This is a genomic window from Halovivax cerinus (assembly GCF_024498195.1).
Taxonomy (GTDB): domain Archaea; phylum Halobacteriota; class Halobacteria; order Halobacteriales; family Natrialbaceae; genus Halovivax; species Halovivax cerinus.
Genome location: NZ_CP101824.1, coordinates 1,478,184 through 1,498,736, shown reverse-complemented (window position 1 = coordinate 1,498,736; position 20,553 = coordinate 1,478,184). Strand labels below are relative to the sequence as shown.

Below are 20,553 nucleotides of genomic sequence, written 5' to 3'. Positions count from 1 at the left end.
CCCGAGCACTCGAATCCGGATCGACGAATTAGCCGGCGGCGCGCGGGCGGTTTCGTCGCGAGGCGTCGCTAACCACGGTCGTTCCCGCGACGGTGTCGAAGAGGCGCTGACGCCTGTCGGTGCTGGCCATCGTCGCGAGCGCGACCAGGTACGAGAGCCAGCCGAAGGAGAACAGCGCGGGGATACTCCGCAGGAGAGCCTGGGCCGCCGACATCGACCGACCCGACTCGTCGACCGCCCTGATCCCGAGCAGCCACTTGCCGACCGTCCGCCCGTTCCACGTGGCCTCGAGGCCGAAGTTGTATCCGAAGTTGACGAAGGCTCCAAGAAAGATGCCGGTCCCGGAGACGAGTCCGCTCGTCGGGCGGAAAAAGACGAGGATGAAGACGAAGGCCAGCACGAACACGAAACCGAAGTCGACGACCTGTGCAGCGATGCGTTCGAAGACGACGTCTGTCTCGCTTCGGCTGACGGTCGAATGGGGGTCGTGGACACCACCATCGCCCGAACCCATTCGGTGAGTCGACATGATATTGAAAATCCAACAACAGTGTAATAACTGTTACGGAGTACTATCGGGAAACATTAGACCAGTCGGTCGAGAGAGAGAGAGAGAGAGAGAGAGAGAGAGAGACTCGAGGGCAACGCCGGTCGATCAGCGGTTCCGCAGGAGTCGCTCGATGGTGTTGGAGAGGCAGCGAGAAGTTAGACCACGGTCACGCCGATACCGATCCAGAACCACCACGAGATGTGTTCCGGGCTCTCGGTTACGTACACGGATACCGAAAAAACCGAAAAGAGACGGTGAGGACGAGGATACCGGCGAGTTCCTCGACGTGCTGTGAGTCTGAGCCAGACGACACGTCGTCCGGTTCCGTAGCCAGTGGTGCCCGCATGGACTCGCGAAATTATTACAGCATCGATGGATCAAATCCCGTCCGCGTGCTCACCGACCGAGAGGCTGATTGTCGACGAATCGCCCGCCATCCCACCCGAACAGGCCCGAGCGGACGAGCCACTCGATTACCGCAACGATCGCGAAGACGAGTGCCATGAACCCGAGAAAGACGATGGCAAGTCCATCGGGACTCAAGAAGGCCTCGGCCCGAACGTGGTTGGTGATGACCAGACTGTACAGGACGAACGGGCAGACGAGGCCCCGTGCGAGTAACGCCGCGAACGGAACGGCCGTCGCGGCGCCAGCGGCCGCGAAGCCGATGGCGTACCCGGGGACAGTATCCCACAGAGTGCCGTCGATAAGTAACACCATCGTCCCAGTCCCGGCCACGATGCTACAGGCAGCGACCACCGTCCACCGCCTGGATCGGACGACTGGAAGTGACGGGAGATGTCGAATTCGGTCGTCCCCGAGGGCGTATCCGCGTCGAATCACGAATTCGGCGACGCCGGCGGCGAGCAGGAGCGAGAGCCAGAGATACCACGAATCGGCGTACTGCAGGGCGTAAAACGAGCCGTCGACGATCGCGTGCCCGCCCAGCTCACCGGTTTTCTGCGGGGCGGGCGTCGTCACCTCGACGACCGTGACACTCGCGGCGAGCGCGAGCAGGCCACCGCCGGGTACAACGAGTCTCGTGAACACCGAGATGGCCGACGGGATCGCCCCGAGAACGAAGACGCCGGCCGAGAGTATCACCAGTTCAGTCGACGTCACGAACGGGTGGTAGTCGAAAGACGAGAGGAGGGCGACGACGAGGAGGACGTGAGCGAGGCCGCCGACGGCGCCGATCGCCATGGACGGTCGGTCGAGTCGAGGTATCATCGAGAGACAGTGACGGATAGTCGTCGCTGTGGAGTAATTGTTCCTACCGGTCGCCAGGGAGGCGTCGCGCCGAGTTACGTCCCGTGGTCCCAGCTGCCCATGTACTCGCGCTGGGTGTCTGTGAGCGCGTCGAAGTCGGCGACCGATCGCTCCGCGTTCCGATATATGTGAAGATATATACGCGTATCGCTGCACTGTTTGCGTAACGGCCCATGAGTACCGATATCGGCTCGAACGACGCCACCAACCCCGAAGAGCGGATTACGCTCACGAAAGAAGACGAGTGGTGGGTCGCAACCGACGAGCACTCGGGTGTCACCAGTCAGGGGAAAACCAGAGAGTCAGCACTAGAGAATCTCGACGAGGCGGTAGCCGGATACGACGGCGAGGGGCGACCACCGACGCGGGAAGAGCTCGATTCGATCGGTATCGATCCCGAATCCAACGAATCGGGTGACTCGCTCCCCGACGTACTCGAGTAATACGGACGAATGTCGAGGCGGACGTATTCTGGGGACGACGTCATGCGCGTACTGGTCAACAGCGGGCCGTTCTACGTCGATCGCGTGAACGGCGATCACTTCATCCTTCGGTGGGAGCCGCCCGCCGACCACGATTCGGACGCACGAACCGTCCCCGTTCCGCGACACGACGAACTCTCGACAGGAACGCTCAGAAAGGTCGGCTCCCAGGCGGGTATGAAGGACTTTCAGCTGTTTCTCGACTGGCTTGATCGAAATCTGTAAGAAAGCACTCCCGTTCAGCCAGGGGACCGGAACGGTGCTCGCAGACTACGTCCCGTGATCCCAGCTGCCCATGTACTCGCGCTGGGTGTCGGTCAGGGAGTCGAAGTCGACGTCCTCCGCGGCGAGCTTGATCTCGGCGATCTCTTTGTCGAGTTCGTCGGGGACATCGTGGACGCCGGGGTCGTACTCGTCCGCGTGGTCGCGTGCTAAGAGTTCGCGGACGGCGACGGCCTGGACGCCGAAGCTCTGGTCCATGACCTCGACGGGGTGGCCCAGTGAGACGGGGGCGGCGAGATTGACGAGGCGGCCCTCCGCGACGACGTTGAGGCGCCGGCCGTCTGCCATCTCGTAGGCCTCGACGCCGTCTCTGGCCGCGTAGCGGTCCACGGCGAGGTCGTCGAGTGCGTCGAGGTCGATCTCGACGTCGAAGTGGCCCGCGTTGGCCAGCAGGACACCGTCCTGCATCTTCTCGAAGTGCTCTTCGACGATCACGTCGCGGTTGCCCGTCGTGGTGATGAAGACGTCGCCGATCTCGGCGGCTTCGGCCATCGGCATGACGTCGTAGCCCTCCATGTGCGCTTCGAGGGCGCGGCGAGGCTCGACCTCGGTGACGATCACGTTCGCGTTCTGGCCCGCGGCCTTCTTCGCGACGCCCTTGCCGCAGTAGCCGTAGCCGCCGACGACGACGTTCTTGCCCGCCCAGGAGAGGTTGGTCGTCATGGCCAGCGAGGCCAGCGAGGACTCGCCGGTGCCGTGGACGTTGTCGAACAGGCGCTTCATCGGCGTGTCGTTCACCGCGAAGACCGGGTACTCCAGGGCGCCGTCGTCGGCCATCGCGCGCAGGCGGTGGACGCCGGTGGTCGTCTCCTCGCAGCCGCCGACGATGCCGTCGATGAGTTCCGGATAGTCCTCGTGGATCGCGGCGACGAGGTCCATCCCGTCGTCGACGGTAATCGTCGGCTCGAGGTCGATCGTCGCCTCGATGGCGGCGTAGTACTCTTCGTCGTCGACCTCGCGCTTGGCGTAGCTGGTGATGTCGTCGACGTCGTCCAGCGCCGCGGAGACGTCGTCGTGCGTCGACAGCGGGTTGCAGCCCGTGACAGCTACTTCTGCGCCACCAGCCGCGAGCGCCTCGACCAGAATCGCCGTCTTGGCCTCGACGTGCATCGCCATCGCGATGCGTTCGCCGGCCAGCGGCTGGTTTGCCTCGAAGTCCTCGCGGACCGCCTCCATGATCGGCATGTGCTGACGCGCCCACTCCATCTTCCGTCGACCCTCCTCGACGGCCGACTCCAGGTCGTCGAGTTGCGCGGAAATCCGCGGATACGTGCTCATGCTCGAAGTGAGTGGGAGGGGCGCCAAAACCCTACCGACACCGGACGAACCGCGCGACGATCACTCGGCGACCCCGGGTCGACGGCCGGCGTTCCAGGCCCGGGCGAGGACGCTACCAAGAAGTACCGCGAGAAAGAATCCGGGAATCCGGCCGGATTCGCCCGCGTCGCCGAACAACGCGGCCGAGACGACCCAACTGAACGTAATACCAGCGACGGAGACGACGAATACGATCAAGAAGGCCGACCAGTCGGAATCGGTGCCGAGGTACAATCGTAACCCGATTCCGGTGAACAGTCCCATTAGTATGGGAATCGCAGCACCGATCGAGAGGTACTCCCCCACTTCGATGACGCCCTCGACGTGACCGCCGATAAGCAGAAATATAAATAGGGCTATTTCCCGAGCAAGTAAGCTCGAAACGAGCCGCCCAAACAGTGTAGTTCTACCTTCCATTACTGTATGATATATTTTGTACGCGTAGAGAGTTCGATCCTATGATATATTATTGGTTCTGAATAGGTTACGCGATATTATTTGAGCCATTAACAGAGGAAGACCTCATCCTCCGTATATTCGTCACAAATATTACACCCATCACCGGCGAGATACTCAGCAATACCGAGACCCGCTGCCCCTAAACAACCGACAGCCCCCGCAGTCCCACAGCTTAAACCAAGTGCCCCTATCACGAAAAGTACACAACTCAGGTTGAAGTCGACACAATAGCGATCGTGGAAGAACACGCAGTCACTTCCTCCACCGGGATCAAGACACGGACAAGATGTCTCAATTGTGGCCCCGCCCTCATATTCGATTTTCCGGACGTTCATCGTAGAATCGACAGTAATCACCACATCACTATCCGAGTTATTGTCAGAATTGCTGTGCACGTATCCCTTAACTTCCCACTCGCCTGTTTTATATCGTTTCCACAGAATTGCAGCCTGCCTCTCCGACTCCATGACCGATTCGAACGATAGGACGCCGAAATCGTACTCCTCTCCGTCGGCAGCCAAAACGGTCCCCGACCTGTGCTTGCTGTCGGAAATAACCCACCCGTTTTGCTTCAATCGGTTTGAAATTGCTGCTACCATCTTATTATTTGACGCGGTGGAAGCAACCTCCTTTTTCTTTTCACCGGTCCACTCGACCACCTCACGGCCTGAACTTCGAACGGTTCGCCGCTCGTTTTCCGCTCCCCCCTTTTCTACCGTAACACCTGCTAAAGAAGCGCTACCAGCCGTTCCCAATGCCGATAATACAGATCTCCTATTTGGTGTTTTAGCCATATATAGTATTGAAATTATGTACTTAAATAAATAACGGTTTGTAAATATTTATATAGATGATAGTGAGCAGCTATTCGGATAGAATATTCAACGAGGGTGCTGTGGGAGCCGTTCAAAGCACCAACTCTCGTAGGCGTACGCCAATACCGGGATAGAAAACACGTTGTGAACAAGCCGTGCTACGGGCAATTATAGAGGAATTCACACCAGTTCGTAACCGCGATACCGCTCGATCGCTACCCGAGACGACCACCACGAGACGCCGGCGGCCACGCAGATCGTGAGCGCGAGCGAGCCGAGCCGGACCGCGACGATCGGGACGCCAACAGCAGCGAGCGGGTCGTAGACCCACGCCGCGTTGCCGAGAAACGCCGGAAGGCCGACGGCTGACGTGAGCAAGAAGCCGGTGCCGACTCGGCGAAACTGCCCCCAGCCGGTTTCTCCGTACGTCCGGACGTCGCTGAAGTACGTGGGAACGCGTCCGACGGCGTCGGTCGAAACATCGAGTCCCATCGCGAGGGCGACCGCGGTGGTCGTCGCCGCGAACCCGACGCCGACGACCGCGAGCAGGAGCGTCTCCGGCACGGACGCGGCGCTCAGGAGACCCAGCGGGACGAAGCCGACCGCGACGAGGACGACGGCCGTGAGGACCGTGGCGACAAGCGGTCCGACGACGAACGTTCGCGCGTCGGCGGTCGTCAAGAGCAGCGGGAGCGGGCGGTAGGCGCGTCCGACCGGGTCGGTCCCGAACACGACGCCCGCCGCCAGTCCGAGGGCGAGAACGAGCAGCAACGCGAACGGGATCCCGGCGAGTGCGAAGACGGGGAAGCCGAGTACGCCCACGAACACGAGAACGAACGTCGGGTACAACAGTCCCCGCGGATTTCGTCGCTCGACGCGCCACGTCCCCCGGATCACCGTTCGCGTCGAGCGAGAAACGCGTCCGCCGAGCAGCCGATCCAGCCGACCGCGGGCGAGTAGCGATCGAGAGTCGACGGCTCGCGACGTTCCGACTGGATCGGCCAGCCAGTGTCGTTGAGCGGACGCGACCGACACCGAGACGAGGGCCAGCACGATGAGGGAGAGAGTACTGAACGCGGCCAGCCACCGAAGGGCGAGTATCCCCGTCGCGTCGCCACTCGGTCGGAAGAATTCGATCACCGGCGATAGCGAATCGAGTCCGCTTTCGGGTCCGAACCGCGTCGAATCCGAAAACGGGGCGCCGACGAGGGAGGCGATGGCGAAAGTCGCAGCGAAAACGACTACACCAGCCACCAGCCGGACGGAACCGCGAATCCCGCGTCCACCGACGACGTGCGTGACGGCGTGTCGGCCGGCGATACCGCTCGCCGCGCCGACCGCAACTGCGAGCGCCACCATCGCCGGCGTGGCGACGAGAATCGAGAGGGAGAGTACCGGCGAATCGGCAGCCAGTCCGAGACCGACGGCCACGCCGATCGCTGGCGGCCCGATTCTGGCCAACGTTCGCGCGTAGACGAACGTGAGCAAGCCTCCCACCGCCACACGAACGTGGATCGTCGGGAGCAATAGGGCCGGATTCAACCGTTCGAATCGGCGTAGCGTCAGCCGACCGCTTCGCCAGATGACGTCCGCGACCGCGAGCCCGACCAGGAGTCAGGGTGGGATGGGCAGGGACAACTCGGCCGCCAGATACGCGCTTCCGAACGCGTGTGCGAACCAGCCCGCGACGGCCGCGACGGCGAGTCCGAACGCCGGTCCGGACCGGGTGCGGGCGAACTCGCGCTCGTCGCGTCGCCACTCGGCTCGGGCGACCAGGGCGCTTTGGCGGATCCAGGCGGGGCCGATCATCGGTGTTCGTGTCGATTCTATATCCGATCCAATGACTCTTCGCCGTAACAATGTTTGCGTCGACACGGCCGGAGGGCGGCATTCGAACTCGGTGAGCGCAGCGTTGAGAACCGATGAGGACAGCGTTCGGACCCGGTGAGAGCTGCGTCCGTGCTCGCTCCAATGGACGGAGTGACGACCGGAGCGGTCGGTTAGTACGGCTGAATCGCTTCCCTAAAGCATAATCTACGAGAGTAGAAAGTGCGAGTATGTCACTGAAACGGAGTCTCCGCGCCCTCGTTCTGCCACACGAGGCGTTCGACGGGTGGACCCAGGGACTTCGCGTCATCGCCGTCCTCGTCGTCCTGCTATGCGCAGTCAACGGCGCCTCGATCGCGCTCGCCGGCGATGCGGTCGCCGACCAGGTCGCGGAGGGCCACCCCGTCGATATGCCGTCGGAGCCGCGCCAGTCGATCGAGACGGATGCGAGTAACGCCCTCGACGGGGTGACGCCGCGGGCCGCGCTGGCCCCGCTCGCCTGGGTGTTCCTGATCGCGGGGCTTGCCGTCCTCGTCGCGGGTCGTACAGGAACGGACGACGAAGACGTGAGAGTCGCGTTCCGTGACGGAGTTGGCATCGCCGCCCTCGCCGCGGCGCCCGGTCTCCTCCGATACGCCGTCCGCCCGGTCGCGGTCGAGCGGTCGATCGGGGGATGGACGTACATGGAATCGTACGCGAGATCCCTGTACGAGCCTCCGATGGCGGCCGTCTCGCAGCTGTTTCCCGACGGAGCGCTCTGGCTGGCCGTCGTGGCCGTCTCGGGAGTGTGGACGGCCGCCATCGTCTACGGAGGGACGACCGCCTCCTTCGAGACGGGCCGGTGTCGAGCGGCGCTCGTCGCCGGGGTGGCGTTCGTCACGACGACCGCGTCGGCCGTCCTCGGGGAAGGCGGGTGGATCGACGCACCGATCGGTTTCGGCCTCGGATTCGTCGTCGCCGGCATCGTCGGTTTGCTCGGCGCGTCGACGTACATCACGGTGTCGAAGGGGCTCGTCGGTTTCGGCGGGGGCGAGCCGGCAACGCCGCAACCCCGGTACGTCGGACTTCACCGCGCAGGCGCGCTCGTGGCGCTCGCCCTCGGGTTCGTCCTCCTCGACGGGATCGCGTTCGTCTGAGGGCGGGACGAAGAGCGTCTCTATACGCTCTCGCGTTTCGGTCGCTCGGACGTTCTCGCCAGGTCGATACAGGACCGAATCGCGTTCAGCAGCGACTTTCGACCGCCAGCCGAGAGGCCCACCACGAGCCGCTGGCGGCGACGGAGATCGTGAGCGCGAGCGAGTCGAGTGGCACCAGCCGGACTCCCGAGATCGTCGGTCGACGCTCGCTACGAACGTTCAGACGGTCCCCCGAAGTAGTAGATATGACGTACAGTTCAGAAAGTTTATTCGTCAGCCACATCAAGCGATCGTGTGGTGCTGAAACGAAGTCTCCGTGCCCTCGTTCTGCCACACGAGGCGTTCGACGGGTGGACGCCCGGACCTCGCGTCGTCGTCGGCATCGTCGTCGTGGTGTGTCTCGCCAGCGGCGTCTCGATGACGCTCGCCGGCGATGCGGTCGCCGACGAGGTCGAAGGGACCGTCGCCGTCGACAACCCGTATGGGCCGCCGGAGGGGGTCTGTGATGGAGAACGGGCGTCGTTCTACAACTGCGACGCCCCGGAGACGGTCGACCGATCGCTCGGGACGGCCGCGAGCAACGCCGTCGGCGGCGTGACGCCGCGGGCCGCGCTGGCTCCGTTCGCCTGGATGGTCCTGATCGCGGGGCTTCCCGTGCTCGTCGCCGGCCGCGCAGGGAGGGGCGACGGGGACGCGATCGCCGCGTTCCGCGACGGACTTGGTATCGCCGCCCTCGCCGCCGTGCCCGGTCTCCTCCGGTACGCCGCCCGCCCGATCGCGGTCGAACGAGTGGTCGCAGACTGGACCCACCCGGGAACGCTCGACGGCGTGCGGACGGCGGCCGTCTCGCAGCTGTTTCCCGATGGATCGCTCTGGCTGGCCGTCGTAACCGTCTCCGGGGTGTGGACGGCCGCTATCGTCTACGGCGGAGTGGCCTCCGCCTTCGACGTTGGACGGGGGAAGGCGGCGCTGATCGCCGCGGTGGCGTTCGTCTCGACGGCCGCGTCGGCCGCCCTCGCGAACGGTGGCTGGATCGGCGCGCCGATCGGTTTCGGCCTCCTGCTCGTCGTCGGCGGTATCGTCGGTCTGCTCGGTGCCTACACGTACAGTACGGTCTCGAAGGAACTGGAACTCATCGGCTTCGGCGGGAGCGAGACGGTGACGCCGGAACCCTGGTACGTCGGACTCCACCGCGCGGGCGCACTGATCGGGCTCGCGTTCGGGTTCGTCCTCGTCGACGGAATCGCCGTCGTCTGACGCGCGGTACTATCGCACAGGCCCGGACGAGCGTCGCCTGGCTCGTACCTGCCGGTCGAACCGAAACGCCTAGTCGGCGAGTTCGACGCCCGAGATTTCGAAGCGAGCCCCGCCGTCAGACCCCTCGGTAACGCGGATCGACCAGCCGTGCGCACCGACGATCTGTTTGACGATCCCGAGCCCGAGGCCCAGTCCGTCGTCACTCGTCGTGAAGCCGCGATCGAAGATTCGGTCCCGTTCGTCCGGCGGGATGCCGGGGCCGTCGTCCTCGACGTAGAAGCCAAGCGGGAGCGAGCCGATCGCCACGGTGACGCCACGCTCCGGCTCGGTGGCGGTGGACTGGCGGTCGCCGCCACTCCGTGCGAGCGTGTTTCGGGAGTGATCGGCGCGACCGTCGGTCGAACCGTGTTCGACCGCGTTACCGAAGAGGTTCCCGAGGAGCTGGCGCACCCTGTCGGGGTCTGCGAGGATCGTCTGCTCCGTCTCGACGACGAGTTCGGCGTCCGGACTCCAGACACGTCCCCAGGCCGACCGGGAGAGGTCACCCAGCGCGACCGGTTCGAGTTCCTCGATCCGACGCCCCGTGCGCGCAATCTGGAGGAGATCGTCGACGAGCTGATTCGTTCGATCGACGGCGTCCAGGACGTGGGTGACGTGCTCGACGGAGCCCGTCGACAGGGCCAGGTCGGCGTTTCCTTTGATCGACATCAACGGTCCCTGCAGGTCGTGGGAGACGATCTCCGCGAACTCGTCCAAGTACTCGTTCTGCGTGACGAGTTGTTCTTCGCGACGCTTGCGACTCGTCACGTCTCGGAACGTGATGACGATGCCGTCGACGAAGTCGTTCTCGAGGAGGTTCGTCAGGACGCCATCGAACACGCGCGAGGACCCATCCGCTGTCCGGAGGCGGTACTCGAATCGGGCCATCTCCCCCGGCCGATCCAGCAACTCGGCGACGGTTCGACGCGCGTCGTCCCGGTCCTCCGGGTGGACGACGTCGATGACCGCCGTGCCGACCAGTTCGTCCGGATCGTAGCCCAGCGCGTCCTCGACCGCCGGACTCTGATAGGTGATCGTCCCAGTGGCGTCCACGACCGTGATCACGTCCGAGACGTTCTCGATGAGCGCCCGGAAGCGCCGCTCCGCGCGCCGCTCGTCGGTGACGTCGCGGAGCATCACGACGGAGCCCGCACCGCGACGAGTGGTCAGGGTCGAGACGGTCGCGTCCACGATCGCGCCGTCGAGCGCGAACTGACGTTCGGTGGCTTCGCCGTCGAGCAACGCCCGACACTCCGGCAGGACCTGCCCGATCCCCTTGCCGACCGGATCGTCGTCCGCGAGCAACGCCACCGCCGAGCGGTTCGCGTCGGCGATTCGACCGTCCTCGTCGACGACAAGGTAGCCGTCGCGCATCCCTTCGATGACCTGGTCGCGACCGATCGGGATCAGGTCGAGCCACCGGTACTGGTAGATCGCCGTCGCGATCAGCACGCCGGTCGCGCCGAATCCCCACACCGTGTAGTTGACCGCCGTCGCCCCGGAGAACGCGAACACGTTGGCGACGAAGGGGATCACCGGCGCCAGCACGACGAGCGCCGCCTGTTTCTCGTAGACGCCGTCGCCGCGGACGTCCAGGTATTCGAGGAACAACAGGTACGCCCCGAGTCCGGAGAAACTCCAGTTGTAGAAGACGTACACCCAGTAGAGGGCGTGCTGATCGCTGATGATCGGCAGGAGTTCGCCCGCGTACGACCGCGAGACGTAGACGAGTTCGTGGCTCGGGTTCGTGACGAAGAGGACCGCCCAGAACAGGATCGAGAGGTAACAGAGGCCGATACGACGCCACCGGAGCCACGCCGTCCGTCCGGAGTACGACAACCCGAAGTGAAAGAGCCCGACGGACATGATGGAGGCACCGACGTTGATGCTGACCACCAGCCCGAACGATATCGCGCGATCCGTCGCGATGAGGAGTATCCCCTGCGGGATCGTCCAGAGCGAGACGCCGAACAAGAACACGAACAGCGCGGGCACGCTCCGGTCGGACCGCGTCCGCACCAGCAACGCGCCGAGCCCGAGGTTCAACAGCCCCACCAGTACGAGCGTACCCGCGTGTACCGGCGAGAACTGGACCGACATGCCACCACCCAGGGATGAACGGACGAAATAGTTTTGGTATGAATATGTCTGTTGATTCGACACGACGATCGGTTCCGATCGGTCGTCGCCGTCCGGAACGAGGCCATTTGGGACCCGGATCGAACGCCTCGTATCGCTACAGGAGCTCGATGGCCGAGGGTGGGACGCGACAGCCACACGGCGTGATCTGGCTGACGCCGGAACGACGCGTACTCGAACGGGCGTCCGTCCGCGTACGGACCATTGGTCGTCGCTCTCCGGCACGATTCGACCGCGGATTTATCATCCCTCACCGCGTTTTCTCGGCCGATGACCGACGCCGACAGACGTCCGATAGACGAGACGGTCAGTTCCGTACTCGCCGCGCATCCGGTGACCGTCGGGTACCTCTTCGGCTCGCACGCCCGGGGCGAGGCCGACGCACGGAGCGACGTCGACGTGGCCGTCGCGTTAGAGGACTGCCACCCGGGTGATTCCGGTCACGCGGATCGACTCCTCGCTCTCGGTGTCGACCTAGCGGTCGCGTTCGGAACCGACGACGTCGACGTCGTCGATATCCGGTCCGCGGCGCCGTCTGTCCGCCGATCCGTCTTCTCGAACGGCGTGCGGCTCGTCGGAAGCAAATCGGATGCCGATCGACTGCGAGACGGACTGCGTACCGACGATACCGATCCACGATCTCCCGCGGAACGTTTCGACGAGGCGCTCGCAGCTGTCGACGAACACCTGGCATGACGTTCGCCGACGACGACGTCGAACGGATCGTCACCGCGGTCGAAACTATCGAGGAGAGTCTCGCGATCTTGGCGGAGAAACAGGCGATTCCGCGAGAGCGGTATCTCACCGAGACGGAGACACAGGACGTCGTCGAGCGTCGGTTCGTCAAACTGACCGAGGCCACGCTCGACATCGCCAGAACGATCGTTGTCAACGAGAGTGGACGCAGACCGGAGAGTAACCCGGCAGCCATGATCGATCTGGGCGCAATCGAGGTCTTCGATCGGTGTGAGACGGCAGAGATGGCCCAGGCGGCGCGCTTTCGCAACGTTCTCGCGCACACGTACGGCCGATCCATCGATCACGACGACGTCTACGACGCGCTGTGCGATCTCGAACGATATCGGGACTTTCTGTACGACATCAAGGCGTATCTCGACGAAACGGGTGCGCTGTGAACAGCCGTTCGTTCCCGAGAGCGCGTTCGGTGCACGAAGACTGACGGTGATCTGCCGTAGGTCGAAGAACGACCGTATGGAAGCCGCCGCTCTGACCGCTTACAGGATCTCGATCGACGACGGCGGAACGCGACAGCCACACGGCGTGACCTGACTGACGCCCGGTCCGGTGATCGTGACGCGAGATGTGGGTCCCTGGTTCGCGGCCGAACCCCACGGTTCGAGTCGTTCGACGACCGACTCGGTTCAGCGTCGTGGCGTGGCGACGGAGCAAGATTGAAGTTCGAGGAATTCGAACTAGCCGGTGATGGGTCCCGCCCCCGCAGCGACGATCCCACCGGGGGATATCGAAACCGAGATTAACCAGCTCGCGACCGTCGGTCGGCTACTCGAACAGCCGGAATTGGCCCGCGTCTACGTCTACGTGTGCTACTTCGGGCCGGTCACCAGACCGCAGATCGAGGATGCGCTCTCGATTCCGAAGACCACGGTGTACGATCACGTCGAGACGCTCGAATCACTGGGTGTCGTCGACCTCGACGGTGATCGACCGGTCGACGTCACCGCGAGTCCGGTTCGGATCGACGCGGACGGGAGCACGATCACGCCGACGATTCTGCACGCGGTCGCCCGCCAGGAGATCGACGACGATATCGCGTACTTCGTCGAGCGTCACGGCGTCGGGAAACTCGCCGCCGCCGTCCGGGAGGCCGGACGCCACTACGCGGGGCGAATCACGCAACGGACGGCAGCCGAACCGCTCGGCGTTCCGACCGGTGAGGCGATCCGGATCGTACTCGCGCTCGAACCGGTCCTCGCGGCTGGCCAGACGTCCGACCCGCACTTCGACGCGATGTTTCCCGACATCGCCGACGAGATCGACTGCCGGAACGAGATCGACGTCTCGAACCCCGAGACCCAGACCGAGTAGTCCAACGGGGACACCGCACTCGATTTTGAAGGGACGAGAACGTGACTGCGACCGGAGTAGCGAAGTCGTCCCGCAGCCGTTCAAATGGATCGCATCTGTCGGCACCAGTATCGAACCGGAAAGAGATGCAGAATCACTCGCCGCCGTCGGCAATCGGGCGCGTTCGGTAGTTGTCAGCGTCCCCACCGAGGTCTTCTGCGAGCGCTTTGCGGAGTGTCTCTCCCTGTTCCTCCATCGCGTCCCGGAATTCGTCGAGTTCTTCGTCAGTCATGGGTTCCGTCTGATGTCGTGCCATTCCTCGAACCTCTTTACGTACCGTTCGCCGTGCTGGGTCAAGTGTTCTTCGGCGCTCGTGAGCGCATCGTTCGCTGGCATCGGTGGGAAGATTTCCGGCGACCGTACTTTCTCTCCATCTCGGTAGACGTCCATGTGGACACCCTCAACGGTCACGTCGTGACCCTGTTCGCCTGCCGGATCGTGGTCGAATCGGACGACTTCCGCCCAGCTCCCGCCCAATCTGTACTCAAGTTGCACCACGAATCGGGTCACTATCCCGTGATCGTGGCTATAGCCGATTCGACGCCGAACGCGGAACTCCAGTGGCGTCGTGAACACTCGGTCGTAGTCTCTGGGGCCTTCGCTCATCCGCATCTCACCCACACCGGACGGGGACTGCATCGACCGCTCTACTGTCTACGCGACTTTCGTACTGCAGCCCGCCACGTATCTTGCGGACGATATCACGAACGTACCCGTCTGTTGTGGCGACAACACCGGCCCCTACCAATCCGCCGTGCCAACGTCGTACGGGTAACATCTCCACCGCGAGCCACAGAGAAGCGCACCGACCGCACGCTATATCGAGAGTAATTTCTGACATGGTACATATACACGTTCATCGTTAAATAATAATTGAATTCAATTCCCGACGGATACAGCGCTTACGTGTCCTATGGTTGACCACGAGACAGTACCCACTAGCTTCTAGACGCTGCAACCAGAGGGCATACGATCAAACAACCCCGGGGGACTGAAAGGACCAAGGGCTTTCTACCGGGGGCCGTGAGGGGTTCATTTTCGTCCACTCTCTCATCAACCACACCGACCGCCAACTCACGACCCGATCGAATCCCCTCGCGTCGCCTACAGGATCTCGATCACCGAGGGCGGGACGCGACAGCCACACGGTGTGACCTGACTGACGCCCGGGCCGGCGACCGTCACCCCGAGGATGGGGCCGCCACACCGCGGGCAGTCGGGCGCCCACTCGGGTTTTCGGGGGTAGCCGTACGCCTTCCACGCCGGGACGTCGTCGCCGTCGTCTGATTCGGTCGCGTTCGCGTCGGCGTCGTCGGATTCAACAGCGTCAGGTTCGCCCACGTCGGATCCGTTCGCACCGCCCGCGGGCGTCACACCGCCACCTCGGCCAGGGCGGCCGCTCCCGGCGGATCGGGATCCTGGTCGTCGGAGTGGTCGGTCGGTCCTGGACGGATGGTCGGCCCCGTTCGAGGCGTCCGTGGCGCCGGACGGGGCGTCCGTGACGACGGTGGCCCCGGACGCGTTGCCGGGTCGGTCGCCGGGTTCGCCGGTTCGGACTCGGCGCTAATTCTGTCGAAAAACGGGCCGAGATGGCCCGAGTCGAGCGTTTCGCTGTCGGGATGCTTATGGTGGTGTGTACTGTAGTCGGTCATGCTTTCACTCCCATCTATGGGTTGGAAGCATCGTCTCGGGTGCTACCTCACCCGGGGCATTCTCGGCGCTGCCCCTGACGACGGAGAGAGACGGGTGCTTCCAACACGGCCTTCGATCGGTTTTATCTTATAGCTATCGCTAATTATCGGATTGGAGAGAGTATTTTACGAATTTAGAACGAGTTGGTGAAAGTACTTAGATAGTACACCCGCTACCGTTCTACGGCTTAGTTTGTGGACAGGGCCCGCACCGACGGAATGCCACGCGACGTTCGGCTTGGTCCTGGGCGCTCTTCAGAAATCTAGATCAGTAGGCGAGATATCCTTCAGTATCGTCAGATTTGCCCTTCATAGAACGCTAGAATAAACTGTGCGATGCAGAATTCCTTTGTTCCTTCGATAGAGTATGTTCACTATCGATGGTATTCAGGGCAGGCGACGTTTCTCGGCGGACCATCCTGGTGGCGGTGGTCCTCGCCGGAATTCTGCTGGGCGGTGGTATCGTGGCGGCCGACGGGGCATTCGCGGCCGGCGACGACCGGGTCGATAGTGATAACGGGTCGGCAACCGAGGTCGGGTCGAACCCGGCGGCGGACGTCGAGATCGATCAGGCGTTACAAGAATCCGATGGTGAAGTAGAGGCGATCGTCCGGTTCGAATCGGCCGATCTGGCGAGCGTCAAGGCGAGTTCGAACGCGGTCGAGACGCTGAAGACGAAAGCGAGTGCCTCGCAGGCACCACTAAAGCGTTACGCGGCGGGGACGGACGGCGTGACCGTGGAGAACGACTTCTGGATTACGAACGCGGCGCTCGTGACGGTGGATACGGAGCAGGTGGCGCTGGAGGAACTGGCACGAATCGACGGGGTGGCTGGCATACAACCAAATTACGAGGTCCAAGCCGCGGTGACGCAATCGACGGGACTTTCTGGGTCAAATAAGACCGGACCTGCCAACCGACCGAACTCTACATCACCGGTAAACGCATCTACATCAGTAAATTTATCCGCGTCCGGAAATCCAACCTACGGCCTCGAACAGATTTCCGTACCCGAGGCATGGGATGAATTCGGGACGAAAGGAGGCGGCGCAACGGTCGCCGTTCTCGACACTGGGATAGACACCGAAAATCACAACGACCTTGACCTCATCGACGACGGCTGGAAAGATTTTATCAATCACCAATCATCGCCGTACGACGACAACGGCCACGGAACGCACGTGTCGGGAACGGTTGGAGGCGACACGACCGCGTACAACGAACAGTACGGCGTTGCACCGGACGTAAGATTGCTCCATGGGAAGGTTTTGGCGAGTGATGGCAGTGGTTCAACGTCGGGCATTCTGGAGGCGATGGAGTGGGCGGCCGATCATCCAGCCGACGTCGATGTCATCTCGATGAGTCTCGGAGGGAATCGGTACGACGACAGTTACGTCAAGGCCGTGAGAAACGCGAACGCCAACGGCGTCGCCGTCATCGCAGCCGTAGGTAATGACGGCGAAGGCACCTCGGGATCGCCCGCAAACACCAACGAATCGCTCGCCGTCGGCGGCACCGACTGGAATGCTGACATGTACACGAATTCGAGCGGAGAAGTCGTCTATCGACACTATTTTGACTCATATGGGTCTGGGGACCCCAATAGCTGGATCGTTCCCGACGTTACCGCTCCGGGAGTCGGAGTATTCAGTTCTATTCCAGGTGGAAACTACGACTACTTTACCGGGACATCGATGGCAACGCCACATGTTTCAGGGGTGGCGGCGCTGATGGAGTCGGCGACGAAAGAGGATCTCACGCCGACAGAGATACAAAATGCCCTAACAGAAACGGCCTGGAAACCTGCAGGTGAACCACCCGAGCAAGACACCAGATACGGACACGGGATCGTCAACGCTACCGCTGCGATCCAAGAGGTGACTAGCGGAAGGGTCGAGGGCACAATCTCAGACAACAAAACAGGAGAACATATCGAGGGTGCGACCGTAGCAATCGAGGCGGTTAACGACGACTGGAGTACCACCGCTGAGACGAATCCCGACGGAACGTACGTAGTGGAGAACGTCCCGGCGATTCGCAATTACACCGTCATCGCCTCCGCCGATGGGTACGAAGAGAATTCGGCAGAAGTCAGCCCGCGCGGAATGGAAACCGTGACCGCCGACGTCTCGCTCGACGGCAATGCGTCCGTCTCCGGGACGCTCACCGACGCGACCGAGGTGTCGCAGGCGGCTCTCCCGAACGCCAGCGCTGAGATCGCCGTCACCTACGAGAACGGCTCTTCGTTCTCCGTCTCGACGGAGGCTGACGGCGACGGAGCGTTCGAACTCGACGGCGTGAAAGGCGGTTCTCAGATCAACCTCACCGTCGACGTTCCCGGGTACGAGACCAACACCACCGAATCGATAGACATGCCTAACCCCGGTGTGAAAGACCTCGGCACGATCCAGCTCACCGGGAACGCGACACTCTCCGGAACGATGACGGACGGAGACGGGACACCACTCCCAGAAGAGACGGTTACGGCCGAAACCGGATCGCGAACCTACGAAAGCCGAAGCACGTCCGACGGGAGCTACGCCATATCGCTCCCTGGAACCAGGGCGACGTACAACGTCTCGGTCGACGCCGAGGGCTTCGCGCCGTGGAACGAGTCGCTCACGATCGACGGAGATCACACCCAAAACATCGAGCTGGAAGCCACGACCGTGCTCACCGGAACCGTCACCGATTACGAGACCGAAACCGGACTCGCCGGAATCGAAGTCGCCGTCGAGGACGCCGGCGAGACGGTGGCAACCGCGGCGACGGCGGCGGACGGGGCGTACAGCGTGGGCCTCCCGCAGAACGGAACGTACAACGTCTCCATCGACGCTTCGGGATACGATAGCTGGGAGCGAACGGACCTGACGGTCGACGGCGAGTACTCCCTGAACGCCTCGCTCTCCGGCGATGCAAACGTCACGCTGGACGTTGGTGACCAGATCTCCGGCGCACCGATCGAGAACGCGACGGTCGCGCTCGAAAACGAGACCGTCGGTACCTACAACGCATCGACCAACGCGACGGGTGTGGTCACCGTGGAGAACGTCTCCAGCGCCTACAACTACACCGTCTCGGTCGACGCCACCGGCTACGAGGCGAACGTATCGACGCTGGAGGATCTCTCGGCCGGCGACAACCCGCAGGGGACGGTCACCCTCCGCGGCGACGCCGTCGTCGAGGGGACCATCACGGACGAAGCGGCGACCGAACCCCTCCCGAACGCTACCGTGACCGTGACGTATCCCGACGGGACGACGGCCGTCGGATCCGCCGAAACGCCCGATAACGGCACGTTCCGGATCGAGGGCGTGCCGGGCAACGGGTCGACGTACGGCGTTAGTGTGACCGCCGATGGCTACGAGCCGCTCACGGACACGAGCGTGCAAGCGAACGAGTCGGAGATCGTCAGCTTCGACCGGACGCTCGCCGGCAACGCCACCATCACCGGCACCGTCACCGACGCCCACTCCGGCGAGGGGCTCGTCGGTGCGCCGGTGACCGTCACCTACCCGGACGGCGAGACGGCCATCGTCGGAACTGAAACCGTTGGCGGGGACGAGAAAGCGACCACGGCTGGCGAGTTCACCGTCGCGAACGTCCCCGGCACGGGCGCAAACTACTCCGTCAGCGTGAACGCGACGGGCTACGACGCGGCGACGAACGACTCGGTCGCCGTGGCGTCGAACACCACCGCGACAGTCGACTTCGCCCCGACCGGCGCGGCGACGATCCGCGGTGCCGTCGTCGATAGCGTCTCGGGTCACCACCTCGCCAACGCGACCCTGACGGTCGACTACCCCGACGGGGGAACGACGCTCGGGCCAAACGAGACGAGCGACGGCGGGCGATTCGCGATCGCGGACGTCCCGGCGACGGGCGCCGAGTACACGCTGAACGCCAGTGCGGCCGGGTACGAGGAGTACAGGACGAACCTCACCGTCGAACTGGGGTACAACGAATCCATCGCCGTCGAGATGGTCGGCAACGCCTCGATCTCCGGCACCGTGAACTCGACCGCGGGCGCACTCCTCGAGAACGTCTCGATCAGCGCCGAGACGACGGCGGGGGCGAGCTACCCCGCAGAGACCGACGCGAACGGCACCTACACCGTCGAGAACGTGGCGGGCACGGGCGCGAACCACACCGTCGCGTTCGACCACCCGATCTTCCGGGACGCGACGCAGAACGTCTCCGAGCTGACCGACGACGTCGGGGACGTGAACGCCACGCTGACGCAGAAAGCGCGCTACTTCGGCGTGCGTGACTTCACGGCACCCGACTCGGCCACCGTCGACAGCGGCCTGGACGTCTCCGCGACGATCCCGAACCGGGGCACCGACGACTGGAACGACTCCGTCCGACTGCTCGTCAACGGGACCGAGACCGGGACGCAGAACGTCTCGCTCAATGCCACCGACGACTGGCGCACGGACGAGAACGCGACGATCACGTTCACGCACACGCCGGCCACGACGGGCGAGGCGAACTACACCGTCGCCACGGCGAACGCGTCGGCGTCGACGAACGTGACCGTCGAAGAGTCGTCCGGCGGCGGACTCCCGCCAGCACCGCCGTCGTCGTCGGGATCCGAGGCCTCGCTCTACCTCGTCGACACGACCCTCGACACCGACGAACTCGCAGTCGGCGAGACGGGATCGGTCACGGCGACGGTGAGCAACACGGGCGACGCCGAGGGCGAGGGGGAGTTCGAACTCACCCACGACGGATCGGTCCTCGATACGGTCAGCGTCACCGTGCCAGCAGGCGAACGCGTCGACGCGACGCTCCAGTTTACCTTCGACGACCCCGGCGAGTACGACCTCGCCGTCGACGGCGGTACGATCGGCGGCGAAGGGGTCGGAACGGTCACCGTCACCGAAGCGTCGGCGGAGCCAGTGGGGGAGACCGACGGGAACGAGTCCGCGTCGACCGACGATGTCGACACCCCTGACGGCGGTGACAGCATCCTCGGTTTCACGCCGGTCGCCGCGCTCGTCGCCCTGGCAGTGACGGTCGTCCTGACTCGACGGCAATAACGGATCATCGGACGCCGTCGGGCAGGAGAGCGGTTCAGTATACAGATCGGCGTTCGCCTCACGCTGCTCTACCACTCGGGTGCGGTTTCGGGACTCGTCGAACCGAGCCCGTGCGAAAATATCCCACACCTATTTGTTCGAT

At 63.5% G+C, this 20,553-nt stretch carries 19 protein-coding genes; 8 read left to right on the top strand and 11 right to left on the bottom strand.

Features of this window, described 5'->3' with window-relative positions:
* Nucleotides 1–28: 28 nt before the first annotated feature.
* Together NO366_RS06880 and NO366_RS06875 are read right to left on the bottom strand one after the other, a co-directional pair.
* Nucleotides 29–529, bottom strand: coding sequence for an RDD family protein (locus NO366_RS06880; protein ID WP_256533587.1), 501 nt, complete (start codon nt 527–529; stop codon nt 29–31).
* A gap of 417 nt (nt 530–946) precedes the next feature.
* Nucleotides 947–1,753: a hypothetical protein gene (locus NO366_RS06875; protein ID WP_256533586.1), complete on the bottom strand. Its 807-nt coding sequence runs from the start codon at nt 1,751–1,753 to the stop codon at nt 947–949.
* 239 nt (nt 1,754–1,992) lie between these two features.
* Between NO366_RS06875 and NO366_RS06870 the strand changes: the two genes are divergently transcribed.
* A complete protein-coding gene (locus tag NO366_RS06870; RefSeq protein WP_256533585.1) occupies nt 1,993–2,262 on the top strand; it encodes a type II toxin-antitoxin system HicB family antitoxin in 270 nt (89 codons plus the stop codon).
* Between the two features lie 9 nt (nt 2,263–2,271).
* Nucleotides 2,272–2,526 carry a type II toxin-antitoxin system HicA family toxin gene (locus NO366_RS06865; RefSeq protein WP_256533584.1) on the top strand — a complete coding sequence of 85 codons (255 nt, stop codon included), beginning with the start codon at nt 2,272–2,274 and terminating at the stop codon, nt 2,524–2,526.
* A gap of 45 nt (nt 2,527–2,571) precedes the next feature.
* Here the strand turns inward: NO366_RS06865 and NO366_RS06860 are convergent, their stop codons facing one another.
* The 5 genes from NO366_RS06860 to NO366_RS06840 form a co-directional block, all read right to left on the bottom strand.
* Nucleotides 2,572–3,861, bottom strand: a complete 1,290-nt coding sequence (locus NO366_RS06860; protein ID WP_256533583.1) for an adenosylhomocysteinase — start codon at nt 3,859–3,861, stop codon at nt 2,572–2,574.
* 60 nt (nt 3,862–3,921) lie between these two features.
* A complete protein-coding gene (locus tag NO366_RS06855) occupies nt 3,922–4,317 on the bottom strand; it encodes a hypothetical protein (protein WP_256533582.1) in 396 nt (131 codons plus the stop codon).
* A gap of 89 nt (nt 4,318–4,406) precedes the next feature.
* Nucleotides 4,407–5,153, bottom strand: a complete 747-nt coding sequence (locus tag NO366_RS06850) for a hypothetical protein (RefSeq protein WP_256533581.1) — start codon at nt 5,151–5,153, stop codon at nt 4,407–4,409.
* A 201-nt stretch (nt 5,154–5,354) separates the two neighbouring features.
* Nucleotides 5,355–6,677: a hypothetical protein gene (locus NO366_RS06845; RefSeq protein WP_256533580.1), complete on the bottom strand. Its 1,323-nt coding sequence runs from the start codon at nt 6,675–6,677 to the stop codon at nt 5,355–5,357.
* 111 nt (nt 6,678–6,788) lie between these two features.
* Complete coding sequence (locus NO366_RS06840; RefSeq protein ID WP_256533579.1) at nt 6,789–6,983, bottom strand: hypothetical protein; 195 nt, start codon at nt 6,981–6,983, stop codon at nt 6,789–6,791.
* 248 nt (nt 6,984–7,231) lie between these two features.
* Between NO366_RS06840 and NO366_RS06835 the strand changes: the two genes are divergently transcribed.
* Together NO366_RS06835 and NO366_RS06830 are read left to right on the top strand one after the other, a co-directional pair.
* Entirely contained in the window at nt 7,232–8,137 is a 906-nt protein-coding gene (locus NO366_RS06835; protein ID WP_256533578.1) for a hypothetical protein, read from the top strand.
* Between the two features lie 294 nt (nt 8,138–8,431).
* Entirely contained in the window at nt 8,432–9,394 is a 963-nt protein-coding gene (locus tag NO366_RS06830) for a YIP1 family protein (protein ID WP_256533577.1), read from the top strand.
* A gap of 69 nt (nt 9,395–9,463) precedes the next feature.
* Here NO366_RS06830 and NO366_RS06825 read toward each other — a convergent pair whose 3' ends face one another.
* Nucleotides 9,464–11,533, bottom strand: a complete 2,070-nt coding sequence (locus tag NO366_RS06825) for a histidine kinase N-terminal 7TM domain-containing protein (protein WP_256533576.1) — start codon at nt 11,531–11,533, stop codon at nt 9,464–9,466.
* 309 nt (nt 11,534–11,842) lie between these two features.
* On the opposite strand from NO366_RS06825, the gene mntA reads away from it, so the two are divergent.
* The 3 genes from mntA to NO366_RS06810 all read left to right on the top strand — a co-directional run bounded on the left by mntA (nt 11,843) and on the right by NO366_RS06810 (nt 13,639).
* Nucleotides 11,843–12,268, top strand: a complete 426-nt coding sequence (gene mntA, locus NO366_RS06820; protein ID WP_256533575.1) for a type VII toxin-antitoxin system MntA family adenylyltransferase antitoxin — start codon at nt 11,843–11,845, stop codon at nt 12,266–12,268.
* Complete coding sequence (gene hepT, locus NO366_RS06815) at nt 12,265–12,708, top strand: type VII toxin-antitoxin system HepT family RNase toxin (RefSeq protein ID WP_256533574.1); 444 nt, start codon at nt 12,265–12,267, stop codon at nt 12,706–12,708. The genes mntA and hepT overlap by 4 nt, the downstream gene beginning before the upstream one ends.
* A 307-nt stretch (nt 12,709–13,015) precedes the next feature.
* Nucleotides 13,016–13,639: a DUF7437 domain-containing protein gene (locus tag NO366_RS06810; RefSeq protein ID WP_256533573.1), complete on the top strand. Its 624-nt coding sequence runs from the start codon at nt 13,016–13,018 to the stop codon at nt 13,637–13,639.
* 133 nt (nt 13,640–13,772) lie between these two features.
* Here NO366_RS06810 and NO366_RS06805 read toward each other — a convergent pair whose 3' ends face one another.
* The 3 genes from NO366_RS06805 to NO366_RS06795 all read right to left on the bottom strand — a co-directional run bounded on the left by NO366_RS06805 (nt 13,773) and on the right by NO366_RS06795 (nt 15,052).
* Nucleotides 13,773–13,910, bottom strand: coding sequence for a hypothetical protein (locus NO366_RS06805; RefSeq protein ID WP_256533572.1), 138 nt, complete (start codon nt 13,908–13,910; stop codon nt 13,773–13,775).
* Entirely contained in the window at nt 13,907–14,284 is a 378-nt protein-coding gene (locus tag NO366_RS06800; RefSeq protein ID WP_256533571.1) for a DUF7718 family protein, read from the bottom strand. The genes NO366_RS06805 and NO366_RS06800 overlap by 4 nt, the downstream gene beginning before the upstream one ends.
* A gap of 498 nt (nt 14,285–14,782) precedes the next feature.
* Complete coding sequence (locus NO366_RS06795; protein WP_256533570.1) at nt 14,783–15,052, bottom strand: hypothetical protein; 270 nt, start codon at nt 15,050–15,052, stop codon at nt 14,783–14,785.
* A 697-nt stretch (nt 15,053–15,749) separates the two neighbouring features.
* On the opposite strand from NO366_RS06795, the gene NO366_RS06790 reads away from it, so the two are divergent.
* Entirely contained in the window at nt 15,750–20,411 is a 4,662-nt protein-coding gene (locus NO366_RS06790; RefSeq protein ID WP_256533569.1) for a carboxypeptidase regulatory-like domain-containing protein, read from the top strand.
* The last annotated feature ends 142 nt before the right edge of the window (nt 20,412–20,553 follow it).

Excerpts from the sequence above, each read along its gene's own strand:
- NO366_RS06880 (WP_256533587.1), bottom strand. The coding sequence starts at position 529 with ATGTCGACTCACCGAATGGGTTCGGGCGATGGTGGTGTCCACGACCCC.
- NO366_RS06875 (WP_256533586.1), bottom strand. The coding sequence starts at position 1,753 with ATGGCGATCGGCGCCGTCGGCGGCCTCGCTCACGTCCTCCTCGTCGTC.
- NO366_RS06870 (WP_256533585.1), top strand. The coding sequence starts at position 1,993 with ATGAGTACCGATATCGGCTCGAACGACGCCACCAACCCCGAAGAGCGG.
- NO366_RS06865 (WP_256533584.1), top strand. The coding sequence starts at position 2,272 with ATGTCGAGGCGGACGTATTCTGGGGACGACGTCATGCGCGTACTGGTC.
- NO366_RS06860 (WP_256533583.1), bottom strand. The coding sequence starts at position 3,861 with ATGAGCACGTATCCGCGGATTTCCGCGCAACTCGACGACCTGGAGTCG.
- NO366_RS06855 (WP_256533582.1), bottom strand. The coding sequence starts at position 4,317 with ATGGAAGGTAGAACTACACTGTTTGGGCGGCTCGTTTCGAGCTTACTT.
- NO366_RS06850 (WP_256533581.1), bottom strand. The coding sequence starts at position 5,153 with ATGGCTAAAACACCAAATAGGAGATCTGTATTATCGGCATTGGGAACG.
- NO366_RS06840 (WP_256533579.1), bottom strand. The coding sequence starts at position 6,983 with ATGATCGGCCCCGCCTGGATCCGCCAAAGCGCCCTGGTCGCCCGAGCC.
- NO366_RS06835 (WP_256533578.1), top strand. The coding sequence starts at position 7,232 with ATGTCACTGAAACGGAGTCTCCGCGCCCTCGTTCTGCCACACGAGGCG.
- NO366_RS06825 (WP_256533576.1), bottom strand. The coding sequence starts at position 11,533 with ATGTCGGTCCAGTTCTCGCCGGTACACGCGGGTACGCTCGTACTGGTG.
- mntA (WP_256533575.1), top strand. The coding sequence starts at position 11,843 with ATGACCGACGCCGACAGACGTCCGATAGACGAGACGGTCAGTTCCGTA.
- hepT (WP_256533574.1), top strand. The coding sequence starts at position 12,265 with ATGACGTTCGCCGACGACGACGTCGAACGGATCGTCACCGCGGTCGAA.
- NO366_RS06810 (WP_256533573.1), top strand. The coding sequence starts at position 13,016 with ATGGGTCCCGCCCCCGCAGCGACGATCCCACCGGGGGATATCGAAACC.
- NO366_RS06805 (WP_256533572.1), bottom strand. The coding sequence starts at position 13,910 with ATGACTGACGAAGAACTCGACGAATTCCGGGACGCGATGGAGGAACAG.
- NO366_RS06800 (WP_256533571.1), bottom strand. The coding sequence starts at position 14,284 with ATGAGCGAAGGCCCCAGAGACTACGACCGAGTGTTCACGACGCCACTG.
- NO366_RS06790 (WP_256533569.1), top strand. The coding sequence starts at position 15,750 with ATGGTATTCAGGGCAGGCGACGTTTCTCGGCGGACCATCCTGGTGGCG.